We start from the raw sequence: 16,532 nt of genomic DNA, 5'->3' as shown, positions 1-16,532 counted from the left end.
TCTGCCGGGGCCGCTCCCATCCAAAAACATCGCATACCGCACTAGGCGCGGTTTAAAAGGTGAAGAGACAGGTATGCAGATCCTGATCGTCGGCAATGGCGGGCGCGAGCACGCCCTCGCCTGGAAGGCCGCACAATCGCCGCTGGCCGAACGCGTTTACGTTGCGCCCGGCAACGGCGGAACCGCGCACGAGCCCAAGGTGGAAAATCTGCCGATCCCCTCGGACGACGTTCCGGCATTGGTGCGTTTCGCAACCGAGCAGGCGATCGACCTGACGATCATCGGCCCGGAGGCACCGCTGGTTGCGGGCGTCGTCGACGCCTTCAAGGGGGCCGGTCTACGCTGTTTCGGACCGACCCGAAACGCCGCTCAGCTCGAGGGCTCGAAGGCCTTCGCCAAGGACTTCCTCGCGCACCATCGCATCCCGACGGCTGCCTACGGCGTCTTCACCGAGACCGAGCACGCGCTTGCCTATCTGCGCCGGGTCGGCGCGCCCATCGTGATCAAGGCCGACGGGCTCGCTGCCGGCAAGGGCGTCATCCTCGCCCAGGATCTCGCGACCGCCGAGGCGGCGGTGCAGGACATGCTCAGTGCAGGGCGCTTCGGCAGCGCGGGCAACCGCGTGGTCATCGAGGAATTCCTGACCGGCGAAGAGGCGAGCTTTATCGTCATGGTCGATGGCGCGCACATCCTGCCGCTCGCCACCTCGCAGGACCACAAGGCCCGCGATGACGGCGACCGCGGACCCAATACAGGCGGTATGGGCGCCTATTCACCGGCGCCGATCGTCACCCCGGCGATCCAGGATCGCGTCATGCGCGAGGTGATCGAGCCGACGGTCGCCGGGCTCGCCGCCGAGGGCATCCATTATGTCGGTTTCCTCTACGCCGGGCTCATGATCGCCGCCGACGGGACGCCCAAGGTGCTCGAATACAACTGCCGGCTTGGCGATCCCGAGACCCAGCCGCTGCTCATGCGTCTGGAGTCGGACCTGGTCGAGCTTTGCCTGGCCGCGACCGAAGGTCGTCTCGATCAGGTCACGGCCGTCTGGGATGCTCGACCCGCGCTGGGCGTGGTCATGGCGGCCGGTGGTTATCCGGACGGCTACAAAACCGGCCACCCGATCAGCGGGCTGGACACCGCTCTGGCCTCGGACGTCAAGGTCTTCCAGGCCAGCACCCGGGCGGATGGAGCGGCGATCCTCACCAACGGTGGACGCGTCCTCTGCGTCACCGCACTCGGAAACAGCGTTTCGGAGGCCCAATCCCGAGCCTACCAAGCCATCGAGACGATTCGGTGGGAGGGCTGTCAGTTCCGGCGCGACATCGGTTATCGGGCGATCGCCCGTGAGCGGTCGAGCTGAAGACCGGGTCGGTGACGAATTGCGGATGCAGCTCGGGCATGGTGGAAACCTCTGTCGAGTGTCAGGTATCGCAGACGAAGCGGCGGGGTTCAGGTGCTTGCGTGTGTCGAGGTCGGTCATATCCTGATCCAACAGCTGCCGACGGGCGATGAGGTCGCGAGTCGCCCGGCACTCAGACCTGTTGATGCGCACATCGACAGGGTAGCGGATTCGACAGGATTTTTTCCAGAACCGATCCGGGCGGCCAATCCGGACGGAATTCACGTACACAATACCTGTTTAACCCCGTTTGCCGCTGTGACGCAATGTTTGGCGAGCGGTATGCACCGTTCTTTGCGACCCTTGCCGATCACACGAAGATGAGCGCCGGTAGCGAGGGTCATGTCCTCGCGTGTCAGTCCGGTCATTTCCGACAGACGCAGGCCCGTCTGCACGGCCACCAAGAGGAAGGCGTGATCGCGTCGGCCGAACCAAGTACCGCGGTTCGGTGCGCCGAGTAAGGCATCGACCTCCGCGCGCGTGATAAACGCGACCACAGCTCGGGTGAAGCGCTGAGAGGGGATGGCGAGTACGCGCTGGATCTGCGCCGCATGCTCCGGCCGCTCAAAGGCGGCGTAGCGGAGAAAGGAGCGGATCGCCGAGTCGCATCCCGGTGGCCAGCGCGTGGCGAAACTGATGGGTGCCGTGGGTCGGCGCTTGAACGCGTGCGCGCTCGATCGCATGGTGAACGACCGAGCCGACTGCGCACTGGCTCAAGAAACCGCGCACCGGGGGCCTTGTGGCGCAACAATAGGCGCCGGCTGCCGCTGTGTGGTCGCCCGTGCCGGTGATAGGCGACGATCGCCTCTCCAACATCGATCGGTAAGGGTAACCTGATACGCCGCCCGCCCTTAGCGCACACGCCGAGCGAGCCCTCTGTCCATCCAATCGATGTCATCGACCAATTGGCCACCGGTGGAATCGCCGCCATCCACAGTCTTGAACCACCATGCGGACTGCGAGTACCCGAGATTGGGATCTTCGCCAAGGTCAAGCGGCGCGAAACCCGCGGATGCGATGACGGCAGCCAAGTCGAGGTTCCCCGCAGGGTCTTCCAGCATCTGGTACCGCGGCCCCAGGAGGATCGGATCCCGGCGGCCTGCCGACATTACATCAGCGCTCGGCGAGTCGGGGCTCGCCGCATCAGTGCTCACCGGTCCGGCGGATATCGGCGGCGCCAGGCCGACCAAAGGGCAGAGCACGCAGATCGCCCGACAGACATGAAGATTGTCGGCATTGCCCGAGGAGAGTAGAGAGCTCGGGAGCAAGTCGTTCTTCGGCAGTAGGCAGCCCACGGGAGCGATGCCGACAAGCGGCGTTCAAGGCCCGCCCCGGGAGACTGGAGAACAAGTTCCCGAGCGCGGTGCATATCAGGCATCGTCGTCGTGTCGGCGCTATCATCGGGCCATGAGCACACTGCGCGAGTCCATGGCCGAGCACGGTTTCGAGTCCAACGACGACTACGACTTTCAGGTGCGTTGTCTGCTCAAGGGGGCGCCGAACCGGATTCGCACCTTGAATATCCAAGGCGACGGCGAGCGCCGTAAGACCGCCTTCGCGACCGCGCTCGCCCATGCACTCGATACCCCGCACATCCTCTATCACGACTTTTCGGACGAAGAGCCGCCCACGCCGGACGTGATCCTGCCGCCGGGCACCGACGAGTTCGGACGCAAGGCCTCTGCGGTCGACCCGCTCGACGACATCGCAAGCCAAGCCTGTGCTCTGAGCGAGGCCGACTCCACGGTGCTGATCCTGGACCAGTTGCAGGCGGCCGATTTCCGCGAGCATATCAGGGTGCATCGCTTGATCCGCGAACGGCGCTGGCTGGTGCGCGACGCGCCCTATTACGCCAACCCGCGCAACCTGCTTTTGTTCCTGATCAGCGAGGCGCCCCTTTACCACTCGCTGCAGCGGGAGAGCTTCCGGGTTTGGGTCGGGCGCGTGTCCGAACGGCGGGTCACCTTGAGTCCCGCGGAGCTGGGGCTCGGTGTCGATGCGGCGCGATTGCTCGATGCCCTGAACGACCTCTTCGTCGCCGTTGACGCTTCACCGACACGCAGCGAGGTTGCTCGGTTGTTCGACGATCTCAGTGCACACGTCCAAACCGAGGAGCACCTCATCCAAGCCCTGTTCGGCCGCTGCGAAGGTATCGATCGCGTGCGTATGAAGGATCCGGATGTGGTGCCTGCGCTGACCCGGGTCATCGAACGGCTACGCGACTACCTGAATATCGAGCAGATCGTGGTCGGAAGGGGTCGCGAAGACCTGGAATGAGGTTTCGGCGGGAGTGGGTCCGGCGTTTAGGAACGCCAAACGATCGGCCTGACGCAGGCGTGGGGTTTGGTTCCTGCCGGCCGTGGTTGTGCCGAGCCGTGCGAGGCACAACCAACCATCGGTGCAAGTTGTGCTTCCTTTCGTCAGCACAACTGACTACAGGATTCGAATCGCTCGGGAATTGCCTTGGTCCGATCCAAGAATGGTAATTCCTCGGCAGGGCGTAAGTGCGGTGTTTGGTCGCCGGCCGTGCCGGAGTGTTCCATTGATCGCGGCCCGAGATGTCGAGGTCATCGGTACTGGTCGAAGAACGGTTGGTCAATGTCGTAGTCCTTTTTCGGGCGGAGCCCCAACCCGAGTGCCTCGAACATCTCGACCAGCTTGTCCCCGTCAACCAACTCGATGGGCGTCGCCCCGTCGCGGATCGCCTCCCTTTTGGCATCTGTCGTAAAGGTACCGGTTGTCAGGACGATCCCCTTGTCGGCGCGACCCTGAAGTGCGCCGCGAAAATCGCGAATGGCGGATACGGGTACGGATCCGCGGTAACGCTTGCACTGGAAAAGAACCTTGAAGGATACGAGCGGGTTGATCTGCAGAATTCCATGCCCGTCGATTCCGCCATCACCCGAGCGACCGGTCACTGCGACCTGTTGAAACCCCGATTCGCGCAAAAGTCGCTGGCAGATCCGCTCGAATCCTTCAGGCGGGAGCGCTTGGAGCGTTGCAAGCAGCAATGTCTTGTAATCGAGGTGCTCGTCGACGCTGTCGAGATTGATCTGATCATCCGCTGGGATTGGCTCTACATCCTGAACCGTTTTGCGCTCCGAGATAGACTCCCGTTGCGCGCCCCGGAAAAGCGCGAGAACGAACTCCCGATCCAGCTCGCTTGCGCGCCCCTTTTCGGTGAGGTCCCAAATGCCTCGCTGAGACGAGTTGATCAGACCCGCCTTGACCATGTAAAAACGTGCCCAGGCAATCTGGTTGCGGATCCGTGAGCCGCCGTTTTTGTTGGTGACCTCCTGCTCCGCTTCCGGGATGCGCATGCGGTCGATCACGAGATCCGTCACCTCCGCGGGGCGTCCGGACCCCCCCAGCTCACGCAGGACCTCGACGATGGGGATACAGAATCTCAGAAACTCAGGTCCGTTGCGCTTTGCCATGCGTTGTGTCGCTTCCTTGAGCTGTTGGTGATCGCGGGTGTCGGCGACCCTAAAACGACATCGGTCGAGGCGTCGACCGGCCGCGGTAATCAGTCAATCCACCAGCACCACATGCAACCGCCGCGGCCCATGGGCGCCGAGCTGGATCGTCTGCTCGATGTCGGCCGTGCGCGAGGGGCCCGAGACGAGGTTGACCGCTCGCGGCATGCCGCCGTTCCGCTTGCGCAACGCCGCCCAGCCGTCCTCGAAGTGCCGAAGGATCCGCGTGGTCTCCAGAACCACGATCTGGTTATCCGGGACGAAGTTGTGGGTGGTCGGGCTCTCCGGCGAGGCGAGCAGCATGAGGGTGCCGGTCTCGGCGATTGCCGCGAAGGCGGGTGTGACCGACAGGGTCTCCTCGATTCCGGCGCGGTTGTGGTGGATGGTCCAGTCGGCGGGCCAGTCGAGGTCCTTCAACCCGGCGCCGACGGCGGCGTGCGGCGCGAGGCCGTGTGCCGATCGGAAGGTCTCCACGGCGGCCGGGATCTGCGCTCGGCCGGCAACGCGCGCGAGCGTGCCCGAGCGGCTTTCGAGCTTGCGGATAAAGCGCGCGAGGAAATCTTCATCGAAGGCCGGGCGGAGGTGCCGGACCGGTGTGTCGATGCGTGCATCCAGTGTTGCGCGGGTGGGTGCATCGAGCGGTTCGCGCCCCGCTGCACGACGTACGGCACCCAGAATGTCCTCTCGTGCGGTGCTCATGACTGCCCTCGCTCGGTGTGCCAGCGTTCAAGAAAGGTTCGACCCGGCGGGGCGGGGAGGTCGCGACCTTCGGTCCAGCCGCTGGCCCCCGGCAGGCGGCGGATGCGACCCGCACGACCGCCGATCGCGGCGAGCGCACGCGCGGCCAGTCGCTCCAGCGCATGGTAGAGCTTGGGTCGGGTCGCCAGAAGGCGCCAGGCGCCGAGCGCATAGCGCTTGCGACGCGGGGTAATCGCCTGCTTGAGCTGCTCATGGCGCAGCCGGCGCAGGAGATCCGGCAACGGGATCTTCACCGGGCAGACCGAGGCGCAGCGGCCGTTCAGCGTGCAGGCGTTGGGAAGGTCGTAGGCGGCGTCCAGCCCCTTGATCAGCGGGGTCAGCACCGAACCCATGGGGCCGGGATAGACCCAGCCGTAGGCATGGCCGCCGATCGCGCCGTAGACCGGACAGTGATTCATGCAGGCGCCGCAACGGATGCAACGCAGCATCTCGCGGAAGGGTCCGGCGAGCATGCGGGAGCGGCCGTTGTCGACCAAGACGACATGGTATTCCTCCGGCCCGTCGAGGTCGTCCGCCCGTCTGGGACCGGTCGAGAGGGTCGTGTAGGTCTCGGTCTCCTGACCGGTGGCGCTGCGGGCGAGCAGGCGTAGGAAGAGTGTCGCGTCGTCGAGCGTGGGCACGACGCGCTCGATGCCGGCGGTGACGATGTGCACCCGCGCCAGCGTCTGGGTGAGATCGCCGTTGCCCTCGTTGGTGACGATCAGGCTGGAGCCGGTCTCGGCGATCAGAAAATTACCGCCGGTGATGCCGACATCGGCCTGGAAATAGCGCTCGCGCAACGCCAGACGGGCCGCGTCGACCAGGTCCGCGATCTCGGTGAGGCGCGGTCCGCCGTGGGCCGTTTCGAAGAGGTCGGAGACCTGCTCGCGGGTCTTGTGCACCGCCGGGGCGATGATGTGCGAGGGCGCCTCGCCCGCAAGCTGAATGATGTACTCGCCCAGATCGGTCTCAACCACGACGAGGCCGGCATCGATCAGTGCCGTGTTGAGACCGATTTCCTCCGACACCATCGATTTTCCCTTGGTAACGGTCCGCGCATCCACGCGCTTGCAGATGTCGAGGATGATCCGGCGGGCCTCGGCGTCGTCGCGGGCCCAATGGACATGACCGCCGGCCGCGACGACGGCCGCCTCGTAGCGCTCCAGGTAGTGATCGAGATGGTCGAGGACATGGTCCTTGAGCGTCTTGGCCGCCTCGCGCAGGGCCTCGAACTCGGACAGCTCGGCGACCTGGACCGCGCGTTTGGCGACGAAGCCGTCGCGCGCTTTGTCCAACGCCTGCTGGAGGCTGGCGTCATGGAGCGCGGCGACCGCGCGCGGCTGAAACTCGTGTGAGCGGATGTCCAATGAGCGTGCCCTCGAAGCCCCTGGTTGGATGTCGGTCGGATGGGTGCAGGGTCATCCGCCGTACCGTTTCGCGATTGCGTTGCCGCTCACCTTATTTCACAAAAAGCCCTCGGCGTCGTCCCCGCCGATTCTTTCGGACGATTCCGACGTTGCGAATCCAGCGAGTGGATCCGCGATTCTCGTTCGGATTGCGGTTTTCCTTAAGCCCGGAATCGACCTGAAGCTGCCGCTCAACCCGGTCCCGTCGGAGTGGCGGCTTGACGCGCTTAGCCGTCACTCACGCCCGTGAGAGTCCGCAGGCCGCTGGTGCAGGAAGCGGACACTCGATCTACAGCGGCGAGCGGGCGCTATGCCCCATCGGTCACTGGAGTCTTGTGGGCCAGAACTCGCAGTCGCGTGGACACCGGACGCTCGCCCTATTAATACGTCCCATCTCCTGTCCCCGACATTCCCCGGTCGGTCGACAATGAGCGGAGCGGGAGGAATCAGCGACGCGAGGCCGATGATCGCTTTCGCCCTAGGTTCTTGCGAGGCTGTTTAGGAAGCGGGCGACGTACCGGGGGCGCGGGCGTGCGAGCCTCGGAGGCTGCATTGATTTCGCATTGCGGATCGCGTTTTTTAACAAAAGAATGGTTCCCCAATTTTCGACTAGTATTGGCTCGATGGAGGGTTCACCCCGCAAGCACGATAGTCTGCATCAGACATGACCGACTTAAAAACACAATCGGAATTCTCAGTGTTATCCAAGGCCACACGCGAAACACGGGACTCCAAGAGCGATAAGAGTTGCTGGCTTGGTTCACCTGTCCGTGGCAAACTATTGTGCCTTTGGAAATCGCTTATAGCTTGCCGAGTGCGCGGACCTACGTCGCCATCTATCGGCCCAGGATGGTAGCCCAATTGAGTAAAAAGCGTCTGCATCCGTTTTATCTGCTGTGTTGTTAGCTGCGGTGAAGCAGTGGCCCCACTAGGTTGATCGGTTTGATGACTAGGTTCATTGTGCGTAAGAAATGACTGTGGTGAAGAGGTGAGTTCGGAAAATCCGCAATCGTTTCCGTTTACCTGAAAAGTGGCGATCTTAACCCCATCCCTACCTGAGTACGAGAAAGCGTACGCACCTCCCAACTGGAGTGAAGGCTTCATTTCTGTGCTTGCGCACACATCATTTTTTACAGTGACGCGAAGGTCTTGACGTATCCAGTTTGGATCAATCTCCTTAGATGAATATTTTGGGAATGTGTAATGATAGGTTACGAGTGCGCCAGGGCCGACGGTTGCTTTATCCATGCGCGTGTCGTCATCAATCATTATTGGCAAGGTTGCATTAACTTGCCTAGCCGCCTCTTCAAAACCTTCAATTAAATTTTCTTCGAGTTCTTGCTGATTTGATTTCGAAGGCGTGAAAACAGCTTCTCCAGCGTCCCTGCCAATCTCCCTGCCTAATTGTCCAATGAGTATCCATACAATTAGAGCGACAATAAAACCAAAAACTGAAAGTAACTTTCTTAGCACGATTATCTCTCCCTAACGTGCCGGCCTAAATCACCCAAACTACGCCGCGCTGAGGCTTAGAATCTGCGCCAAAAAATTGTGCGCAGTTTGGGATCCCTTTAGAGGCGGTTGTTAGTTCGCCTGTCCAGAAGAATTGCTTAGGTATTGTTGCCACAGAGTCTTGATCGAAATTCCATCTTCAGTGCACCAGTGTGCAGGACCACGGACTGAAGTGCTGCTGTACCCCTCTTTTTTGAGCAACTCTTGAGCCAGATCGCTCATTGAATAAATCTGGCCGTGCCACTTCAGAGACGAGCCAGCGATGACGGCTCGGTATTGGGCTAGTTTGTTGCCCTGGTAGTTCACAAGGAATAGTGACTGTCCGTCATGTAAAAGCCCACTAGATTTCAGAGCTTGCAGACTTGCCTTCGGAAGTTTTCCTCTTGGTTTTTGTTGGCTTGGCGTAGATGGCGCGGAGTTAGGTGGAGTCTTTTCCAGCTGGAAAAGACGACGCAGTGTAAGATTTGGTGTGTCAACGAAAGCGCGGGCTTGATTTTGAAGGTAGCCATAAACTTCATCATCGATCTCGATCTGTCTCACGGATGCATCCTTTTGCTTGCTTGTTCGTAAGGATAAGAATAGCTCTATTCTTATCCTTGTCAAGATTTAAGAATAAGAATCAGCGGGAGTCGCGAAGAATGCGGGGTGCGCGGAGTCTCGGAACGCATAGCGTGTAGGGCTTTGGTTGGTCGATCGTGGGGTTAGAGACAGCCTGGGGATCCAAACCTGCGCTCCCGTTACGTGAGCAACCTGATCGCCCTGGAGTCTCGCTTCATGCAGGACTGCCCCCCAGCAGGGGGCTAATCTATCTGATCGATGAAATCCGCAGCGCCGCACTGTTCCGGCGAAGCCAGACGCACTTCCGCGGAGGTGCTGAGCATCCTCCAGCGAGTTTCGGGGACAGCTTTATCTCCGGAAATCCGATGGAGCCGCGGCACATGGGATACCTAATCCTGGGGGGCGGCTATTTGAGGTTCTTGTGCGCCGGAGATCCTGGCGAATCTGGCCGCTTCCAGCGTGTAGCCGCCTGCGCAGCACTGTAGCCCGGCGTCCGCTTTCCAGATGCTTGCCCAGATTGGTGTCGTTTCGGCCAAGGGTCGCAATGCGTCCGGAGCGGTCACTCATGACCTCGCCCGTCCCCGATGCCTGGCCCGTCGGCCGTCCCGGCAAGCACCTCGGCAACATGATAGACCCGCATCGGCGAGCCGATTCGGCTCAGTCGCCCGGAGATGTTCATCAGACAGCCCAGATCGCCGCCGATCAGCGTATCGGCCCCGGTGGCGAGGATGTTGCGGATCTTGTCGTCGACGATCTTGACCGAGATCTCGGGATATCCGACGCAGAAGGTCCCGCCGAACCCGCAGCAGACTTCGCTGTCGACCATCTTGCGCAGGGTAAGCCCCTCGACGCCCGCGAGCAGTTGTCGCGGCTGGCCCTTGATGCCGAGTCCGCGCAGGCCGGAGCAGGAGTCGTGGTAGGTCGCGATGCCGTCGAATCTGGCCTGAACCGCTGTGATGCCGAGGACGTCGACCAGGAATGACGTCAGCTCCCAGCTCTTTGCCGCAATGGCCTCGGCGCGGTCGCGCCAGTCGCGGTCTGCGGCAAAAAGGATGGGGTAGTCGTGCCGGATGGTCGCCATACAGGAGCCCGAGGGACCGACGAGAAAATCGTAGTCCTCGAAGGCGGCGATCACCTGCTTGGCGAGTGCTTGCGCGGAGTCGTTGTCGCCAGAGTTGTAGCCCGGTTGTCCGCAACAGGTTTGGCTCTGCGGCACGCTGACGATGCAGCCTGCGTCATCGAGAAGCTTCGCGGCGGCAAAGCCGATGTTCGGCCGGAAGAGGTTCATGAGACAGGTTGCGAACAGGCCGACCCGCGGGGAGGTCTTCGGGGTATCGCTCATCGGACGGGGCTCCGGTGGGTCTTGAACGTGATCCGTGGACGCTATCGATCCGGTACCATCCTCCAAACCGACGCGCTGCCGGGTTTCGGTCTGATGCCCTTGGTGCGGGCCGCATGGGTTTCGCTGACGCTCTACCCATCCTACATGTTTCGGTTGTTGTTTGAGTCGTTCCCTGCGTTCCGAAAAACCCACGTGCGCTCGGCATAAACCTCGTGGGGACGAAACGCGCCACCGATGGATCCGTCGAGACCGATGCCAGCTCTTCGGGCTATGCTATAACGAGCGCACGTGGGTTTTTCGGTCAGCAGGGCGCGGGGCGTGCAATGCGGCGGAAAACCCACGTGCGCTCGGTATTTACCATGGCATGCCGGCCGCGGTTCAATCGGGAGTGATTCGTGGATATCGCCGAACTACTGGCTTTCAGCGTCAAAAACAACGCATCGGACCTGCACCTCTCGGCCGGCTTGCCGCCGATGATCCGTGTCGACGGCGATATGCGCCGCATCAATGTCCCGCCGCTCGAACATCGTTCGGTGCACTCGCTTGTCTACGACATCATGAACGACAAGCAGCGCAAGGACTATGAGGAGTTTCTGGAAACGGACTTCTCATTCGAGATTCCGGGTCTGGCACGGTTCCGCGTCAACGCCTTCAACCAGAAACGCGGCGCCGGTGCGGTTTTTCGGACCATCCCATCCAAGGTCTTGTCGCTCGAAGAGCTGAACGCACCCGAGAGCTTCAAGGAGATCATCAGTGTTCCGCGCGGCCTCATCCTGGTGACCGGGCCGACCGGCTCGGGTAAGTCCACGACCCTCGCCGCGATGGTCGACCATCTCAACGAGACCGAGTACGCGCACATCCTCACCATCGAGGATCCGATCGAGTTCGTGCATACCAGCAAGAAATGTCTGGTCAATCAGCGCGAGGTGCACAAGGATACGCTGGGATTCAGCGAGGCGTTGCGCTCCGCCCTGCGTCAGGATCCGGACATCATCCTGGTCGGCGAGATGCGTGATCTCGAGACCATTCGGCTGGCGATGACCGCGGCCGAAACCGGGCATTTGGTTTTCGGGACGTTGCACACGACCTCGGCGGCCAAGACCATCGACCGCATCATCGACGTCTTTCCCGCGGCGGAGAAGGAGATGATCCGGGCGATGCTCTCGGAGTCTCTGCGCTCGGTCATCGCGCAGACGCTTTTGAAGCGAGTCGGCGGAGGACGGGTCGCCGCGCACGAGATCATGATCGGTACGCCGGCCATCCGCAACCTGATCCGCGAGGCCAAGGTGGCTCAGATGTACTCGGCAATCCAGACCGGTCAGGCACACGGGATGCAGACCCTGGATCAGAACCTCAAGGAGCTGGTCCAACAGGGGTTGGTGTCGCGCAAGGACGCGCGGATGAAGGCCCAAAACAAGGACGGTTTTAGCTGATCCGGATCCGCCGAACCTTGCCGGGCCGAGCGCTCGTCGATGGTGCCGCCCCGCACGATGCGGATGTCGGAGGATGTAGATCGTTTGCGAATCCAGGTTCCGGCCAAGCTAAGGATGGCCGCCGCCCGGGAGCGTCTTTCTTAATAGTCGAGGTCTCGTATGGACCTGAATCGTGCGATCGAGCAATTGCTGAGCATGGTGGTCGAGCGCAAGGCGTCCGACCTCTTCATCACCGCAGGCTGGCCGCCCAGCGTCAAGATCGACGGGGCCATCTATCCGGCGACGAAGAATCCCTTGTCGGCCGAGCAGGCACACGACATGGTGCTCGGCCTCATGAACGATCGCCAGCGCGAGGAATTCCGCACGACCAAGGAATGTCAGTTTGCGATCGATCGCCCGCATCTTGGGCGGTTCCGTATCAGTGCGTTCGTCCAGCGCGAGGCGACCGGGATGGTCCTGCGTCGGATCGAGACCGATATTCCGACCATCGAGGCGCTCAGGCTTCCCTCGATCCTGCGCGAGTTGGCGATGACCAAGCGCGGAATGTTGATCTTCGTCGGCGGCACCGGGACCGGGAAATCGACCTCGCTCGCCGCGCTCGTGGGGTATCGCAACCGACACAGCTCGGGCCACATCATCACGGTCGAGGATCCGATCGAGTTCGTCCATGAGCATCACGGTTGCATCATCACTCAGCGCGAGGTGGGCGTGGATACCGAGTCCTACGCGGTCGCGCTCAAGAACACCCTGCGTCAGGCCCCGGATGTCATCCTGATCGGCGAGATCCGCACACGCGCGACCATGGAATACGCCATCGCCTTCGCCGAAACCGGCCATCTCGTCTTGGCAACCCTGCATGCCAACAACGCCAACCAGGCACTGGACCGCATCATCAGCTTCTTTCCGGACGACTCGCGCAACCAGCTTCTGCTCGATCTCTCGCTGAATCTCAAGGCCGTCGTGGCGCAACAGCTCGCACCGCGCAAGGGCAATCAGGGCCGTCGGGCCATCGTCGAGATCCTGTTGAACACGCCGTTGGCATCCGATCTCATCCGCAAGGGCGAGGTGCACAAGCTCAAAGAGCTGATGAAGAAGTCCAACGAGCAAGGCATGATCACCTTCGATCAGGCCATCTTCAATCTCTATCAAGAGGGCGAGATCAGCTACGAGGATGCGCTGCGCTATGCCGACTCGGCCAACGAGGTGCGGCTCGTCATCAAGCTCCAGGGTGGCGCCGCGCAGCGCGAGGCGACGGATCGCATGATCGATGGGGTTTCCCTCGTACACGAAAACGAGTACCGCGGTCGGCGACCCTGATCCGAGCGTCCCCGACGCCCCGACCCGCCGTCCCCGACCCGCTCTCCTCAACCGACCCCGAGGACCCATCACGCATGCGCACACCAACCGACCGCGATCACGTCACCTTGCCGACCGCCCGCGAGGATGCCGCGCGGGCGGCCGAGACCCGCTCGACGCCACAGACCCGATCGTCCGCCTACCGTCTGGCCTATACGGATGTCGATTTTCTGATGCGCAACGAGGCGCGTCCGCTGCGCCTGCAGCTCGAGCTGCTGAAGCCCGAGCTGGAGCTTCAGGATCAGCGGGTCGAGTCGACCATCGTGGTCTTCGGCAGCGCCCGGATTCCGGATCCCGAGACGGCTGCACGGAACCTTGTGGACGCCGAGCATGCGCGGGGTGCCGCGCCGGCGGATGCGCAGGCGCTGGCGCAAGCCGCGGTCGAGCGTTGCCGGCGGGCGCTCGACCGCTCGCATTACTATGCGGAGGCGAGGCGTTTCGCGCGGATCGTCTCCGAGCAGGAGCAGAACGCGGAATCACGCTGTTTCGTGATCGTCACGGGTGGCGGCCCCGGCATCATGGAGGCGGCCAATCGCGGCGCCGCCGACGTCGATGCCGTCTCGATCGGTCTCAGCATCACGCTCCCGCACGAGCAGGCCCCGAACGCCTACATCACCCCGGAGCTGTCGTTCCAGTTCCATTATTTCGCCCTGCGCAAGATGCATTTCCTGATGCGTGCGAAGGCGCTGGTAGTCTTCCCCGGCGGCTTCGGCACCTTCGACGAGCTCTTCGAGACGCTCTGCTTGATTCAAACGAAGAAGATTCGACCCATGCCTGTGATGCTCTTCGGGCAGGCGTTCTGGGAGCGCGTCATCGACTTCGAGGCGCTGGTCGATGAGGGGGTGGTCAGTCGCGCCGACCTTGATCTGTTCAGCTTCGTCGAGACCGCAGAGGACGCCTGGTCACGGATCTGTGCGCATTACGACGAGTTGGGCTGCGAATCCTGATCGGGATGCCCGTGTGACGCGTGCAGTCGGCTCGATCATCGGTCGCGACGTGCGCAAGGCCGGGCCGACCCTCGGCGGCCTCGCGGCCGCCCTCGCGGCTCTCCACTGCGGGGCTGCGGTTGCGCAGGGGCTCCAGCCAGCGGAGTCCGACGAGGAGGCGATCAAGTTGGCCCCTTTGGTGGTAACCGCCACGCGCTCCGGCGAAAGCACGTTCGACCTGCCGGTCGCCATCGACGTCCTGGACAAGGCGATCATCCAGAACCAAAAGCCGATGGTGCTGATCTCCGAGGATCTGCCGCGCGTCCCCGGAACGGTCGTGACCAACCGCGGGACCTATGCGCAGGAAGAGCAGATCATGATCCGCGGCTTCGGGGGACGCTCCCAGTTCGGGACACGCGGGGTCAAGCTGATCGCGGACGGCATCCCCGCGAGCACGCCGGACGGCCAGGGCGGACCCGGGCTCTTCGATCTGGGCTCGGCGCGGTCCATCGAGGTGATGCGTGGTGGCTTCTCCGCCCTCTACGGCAACCACTCGGGCGGCGTCGTGCAGATCTTTACCGAAGACGGCCCGCCCGAGCCGACCCTGACCGTCCGTCTGATGGGCGGCAGCGATGCTACCTGGATCGCCGGGACCAAGCTGGGCGGCGAGACGGGGCGCCTCAACTATGTCGTCGATCTCTCCCGCGCGCAGACCGACGGCTACCGTGATTGGAGTCGTGCCACCAAGGAGCAGGCCAACAGCAAGCTCAGGATCGCGCTCGACGGCGGCGGCACCATCAGCCTGATCGCCAACGCCTTGAATCTGCCCGAGGCCCGAGATCCGCTCGGCCTGACCGCAGAGGAGGTCAAGCGTAATCGCCGCCAGGCATCGCCGGCCGCGCTGACCTTTCAAACCCGGCGCACGCTCGACAACCTCCAGGGCGGCGTCGTCCTGGATCAGCCGCTGAGCGCTGCGGACGACCTGCGCGTCATGGCCTACACCGGGACACGCAGCAACGAGCAGTATCTCGCCATCCCGCTCGCCAACCAGAACGCCATCACGGCCTCGGGCGGCGTGAGCGCTTTCGATCGGCGTTTCGCGGGCGGCAACCTCCTCTGGACCCATTCGACAACACTCGCCGACGGCCCACTGACGCTGATCCTGGGCGGGGAATACGATCGGTCGGCCGAGGAGCGCAAGGGTTATCTCAGCGCCTTGGGCGAGCGCGCCGCGCTCAAGCGTAATGAAGACAACACCCTGGACAGTTGGGGAGCCTTTCTTCAAGGCACTTGGGGTTTCGCACCCCGCTGGAGTCTGGACCTGGGCTTGCGGTACACCGAGGTCCGCTTCGACTCCGACGACGGCTTCATCTGCTCCCCCGATCGCGTGACCGCACCCGGCACACGGCCGGGCACCTGCAGCGGCTCGACCGCCCCGATCACGGCCACCAACCTCAACCCCGACGACAGCGGCAACCTGACCTACGGCGCTTGGACGCCGGCCCTCGGGCTCCTCTACAAGCTGACGCACTCCATCAATCTCTACGCCAACCTCGGCAAGACCTTCGAGACGCCGACCTTCACCGAGCTGGCCTATCGCCCCGACGGCGGCGCGGGCCTGAACCTGGGTCTGGATCCCGCCGTGAGCCGGCATTACGAGATCGGCGCCAAGTTTCTGCTCGGCGCGGACGCTCGGCTGAATCTCGCACTCTTCCAGATCGACACCGACGACGAGCTGACCGTGGCGACCAACGGGGGCGGACGGGCAACCTACCGGAATGCGCCCGCGTCGCGTCGCCGAGGTGTGGAGCTGCTGCTGGAGTCACCCCTCGGTCGGGGCTTTGTCGGCTATCTGGCGGCGACCTATCTGGACAGCGAATTCACCGAGGGCTTTCCGGCCTGCGCGGGCATTCCCTGCCGCACGGTCGCGCCGACCCTCAATGTCACGACCGTCGAGGCGGGCAACCGTATCCCGGGCGTACCCGCGTTCACGCTCTTCGGCGAGCTTTCCTACGCCTACGAGCCCCTGGGGTTCGAGGCGGCGATCAGCCTTTCCGGACAGGACAAGGTCTACGTGAACGACCGCAACAGCGAGACGGCAGGCGGATACTTGCTCGCCAACCTCCGCGGTGGCTTCACCCAGGACCTGGACGGACTCCGGCTCTCCCAGTTCGTGCGGATCGACAATCTGCTGGACGAGCCCTACATCGCCGCGGTGAGCGTCAACGACGCGAACGGCCGGTTCTACGCGCCCGGCCCCGGCACGAATTACCTGATCGGCATCACGGCGAGCTACAGCTTTTGAGCCATGGCGTAGCAGTCGGCGCTGTCCGCCGGATGCGAACTGCGTCCGGTGAGATGCGCCATGGTTCGGTCGACTCCT

The 16,532-nt window shown here is 62.9% G+C and carries 14 protein-coding genes; 6 read left to right on the top strand and 8 right to left on the bottom strand.

Annotation, left to right across the window (positions count from 1 at the left end):
* Positions 1-73: 73 nt before the first annotated feature.
* Positions 74-1,363, top strand: coding sequence for a phosphoribosylamine--glycine ligase (purD, locus tag AADX97_RS01745; RefSeq protein WP_374231849.1), 1,290 nt, complete (start codon positions 74-76; stop codon positions 1,361-1,363).
* A 260-nt stretch (positions 1,364-1,623) separates the two neighbouring features.
* On the opposite strand, the gene AADX97_RS01740 is transcribed toward purD, so the two are convergent.
* Both AADX97_RS01740 and AADX97_RS01735 read right to left on the bottom strand, forming a co-directional pair.
* The gene (locus AADX97_RS01740) at positions 1,624-2,085 is read right to left on the bottom strand and encodes a tyrosine-type recombinase/integrase (RefSeq protein ID WP_374231848.1); all 462 of its coding nucleotides are present in this window, start codon (positions 2,083-2,085) and stop codon (positions 1,624-1,626) included.
* A 168-nt stretch (positions 2,086-2,253) separates the two neighbouring features.
* Complete coding sequence (locus tag AADX97_RS01735; protein ID WP_374231847.1) at positions 2,254-2,511, bottom strand: 7TM-DISM domain-containing protein; 258 nt, start codon at positions 2,509-2,511, stop codon at positions 2,254-2,256.
* A gap of 298 nt (positions 2,512-2,809) precedes the next feature.
* On the opposite strand from AADX97_RS01735, the gene AADX97_RS01730 reads away from it, so the two are divergent.
* Positions 2,810-3,679, top strand: a complete 870-nt coding sequence (locus AADX97_RS01730) for a hypothetical protein (protein WP_374231846.1) — start codon at positions 2,810-2,812, stop codon at positions 3,677-3,679.
* Between the two features lie 290 nt (positions 3,680-3,969).
* On the opposite strand, the gene AADX97_RS01725 is transcribed toward AADX97_RS01730, so the two are convergent.
* The 6 genes from AADX97_RS01725 to AADX97_RS01700 form a co-directional block, all read right to left on the bottom strand.
* Positions 3,970-4,839, bottom strand: coding sequence for a restriction endonuclease (locus tag AADX97_RS01725; protein WP_374231845.1), 870 nt, complete (start codon positions 4,837-4,839; stop codon positions 3,970-3,972).
* A gap of 93 nt (positions 4,840-4,932) precedes the next feature.
* The gene (locus AADX97_RS01720) at positions 4,933-5,577 is read right to left on the bottom strand and encodes a lactate utilization protein C (protein ID WP_374231844.1); all 645 of its coding nucleotides are present in this window, start codon (positions 5,575-5,577) and stop codon (positions 4,933-4,935) included.
* Positions 5,574-6,983, bottom strand: coding sequence for a LutB/LldF family L-lactate oxidation iron-sulfur protein (locus AADX97_RS01715; protein ID WP_374231843.1), 1,410 nt, complete (start codon positions 6,981-6,983; stop codon positions 5,574-5,576). The genes AADX97_RS01720 and AADX97_RS01715 overlap by 4 nt, the downstream gene beginning before the upstream one ends.
* A gap of 648 nt (positions 6,984-7,631) precedes the next feature.
* Positions 7,632-8,495 (bottom strand): peptidoglycan-binding protein, encoded by an 864-nt coding sequence (locus AADX97_RS01710; protein ID WP_374231842.1) that lies wholly within the window; start codon positions 8,493-8,495, stop codon positions 7,632-7,634.
* A 111-nt stretch (positions 8,496-8,606) separates the two neighbouring features.
* A complete protein-coding gene (locus tag AADX97_RS01705) occupies positions 8,607-9,074 on the bottom strand; it encodes a hypothetical protein (protein WP_374231841.1) in 468 nt (155 codons plus the stop codon).
* 577 nt (positions 9,075-9,651) lie between these two features.
* A complete protein-coding gene (locus AADX97_RS01700; RefSeq protein WP_374231840.1) occupies positions 9,652-10,434 on the bottom strand; it encodes a (Fe-S)-binding protein in 783 nt (260 codons plus the stop codon).
* 395 nt (positions 10,435-10,829) lie between these two features.
* Here AADX97_RS01700 and AADX97_RS01695 point away from each other — a divergent pair, with 395 nt between their 5' ends.
* The 4 genes from AADX97_RS01695 (at position 10,830) to AADX97_RS01680 (ending at position 16,454) form a co-directional block, all read left to right on the top strand.
* Positions 10,830-11,867: a type IV pilus twitching motility protein PilT gene (locus AADX97_RS01695; protein ID WP_374231839.1), complete on the top strand. Its 1,038-nt coding sequence runs from the start codon at positions 10,830-10,832 to the stop codon at positions 11,865-11,867.
* 159 nt (positions 11,868-12,026) lie between these two features.
* A complete protein-coding gene (locus AADX97_RS01690) occupies positions 12,027-13,184 on the top strand; it encodes a PilT/PilU family type 4a pilus ATPase (RefSeq protein ID WP_374231838.1) in 1,158 nt (385 codons plus the stop codon).
* 74 nt (positions 13,185-13,258) lie between these two features.
* Positions 13,259-14,170, top strand: coding sequence for a TIGR00730 family Rossman fold protein (locus AADX97_RS01685; protein WP_374231836.1), 912 nt, complete (start codon positions 13,259-13,261; stop codon positions 14,168-14,170).
* A 13-nt stretch (positions 14,171-14,183) separates the two neighbouring features.
* Positions 14,184-16,454 carry a TonB-dependent receptor family protein gene (locus AADX97_RS01680; RefSeq protein ID WP_374231835.1) on the top strand — a complete coding sequence of 757 codons (2,271 nt, stop codon included), beginning with the start codon at positions 14,184-14,186 and terminating at the stop codon, positions 16,452-16,454.
* Positions 16,455-16,532: the final 78 nt, after the last annotated feature.

The sequence above is a fragment of the Thiocapsa sp. C2-2m genome (assembly GCF_041903745.1).
GTDB classification, from domain to species: Bacteria; Pseudomonadota; Gammaproteobacteria; order Chromatiales; family Chromatiaceae; genus Thiocapsa; species Thiocapsa roseilacustris.
Note: the sequence above shows the minus strand (reverse complement) of the source record. Positions and strands in the feature narration are given on the sequence as shown.

What these genes read in the sequence shown, in the direction of transcription:
- AADX97_RS01700 (WP_374231840.1), bottom strand. Translation starts at nt 10,434, where the DNA reads ATGAGCGATACCCCGAAGACCTCCCCGCGGGTCGGCCTGTTCGCAACC.
- AADX97_RS01690 (WP_374231838.1), top strand. Translation starts at nt 12,027, where the DNA reads ATGGACCTGAATCGTGCGATCGAGCAATTGCTGAGCATGGTGGTCGAG.
- AADX97_RS01730 (WP_374231846.1), top strand. Translation starts at nt 2,810, where the DNA reads ATGAGCACACTGCGCGAGTCCATGGCCGAGCACGGTTTCGAGTCCAAC.
- AADX97_RS01740 (WP_374231848.1), bottom strand. Translation starts at nt 2,085, where the DNA reads ATGCGATCGAGCGCGCACGCGTTCAAGCGCCGACCCACGGCACCCATC.
- AADX97_RS01720 (WP_374231844.1), bottom strand. Translation starts at nt 5,577, where the DNA reads ATGAGCACCGCACGAGAGGACATTCTGGGTGCCGTACGTCGTGCAGCG.
- AADX97_RS01685 (WP_374231836.1), top strand. Translation starts at nt 13,259, where the DNA reads ATGCGCACACCAACCGACCGCGATCACGTCACCTTGCCGACCGCCCGC.
- AADX97_RS01725 (WP_374231845.1), bottom strand. Translation starts at nt 4,839, where the DNA reads ATGGCAAAGCGCAACGGACCTGAGTTTCTGAGATTCTGTATCCCCATC.
- AADX97_RS01735 (WP_374231847.1), bottom strand. Translation starts at nt 2,511, where the DNA reads ATGTCGGCAGGCCGCCGGGATCCGATCCTCCTGGGGCCGCGGTACCAG.
- purD (WP_374231849.1), top strand. Translation starts at nt 74, where the DNA reads ATGCAGATCCTGATCGTCGGCAATGGCGGGCGCGAGCACGCCCTCGCC.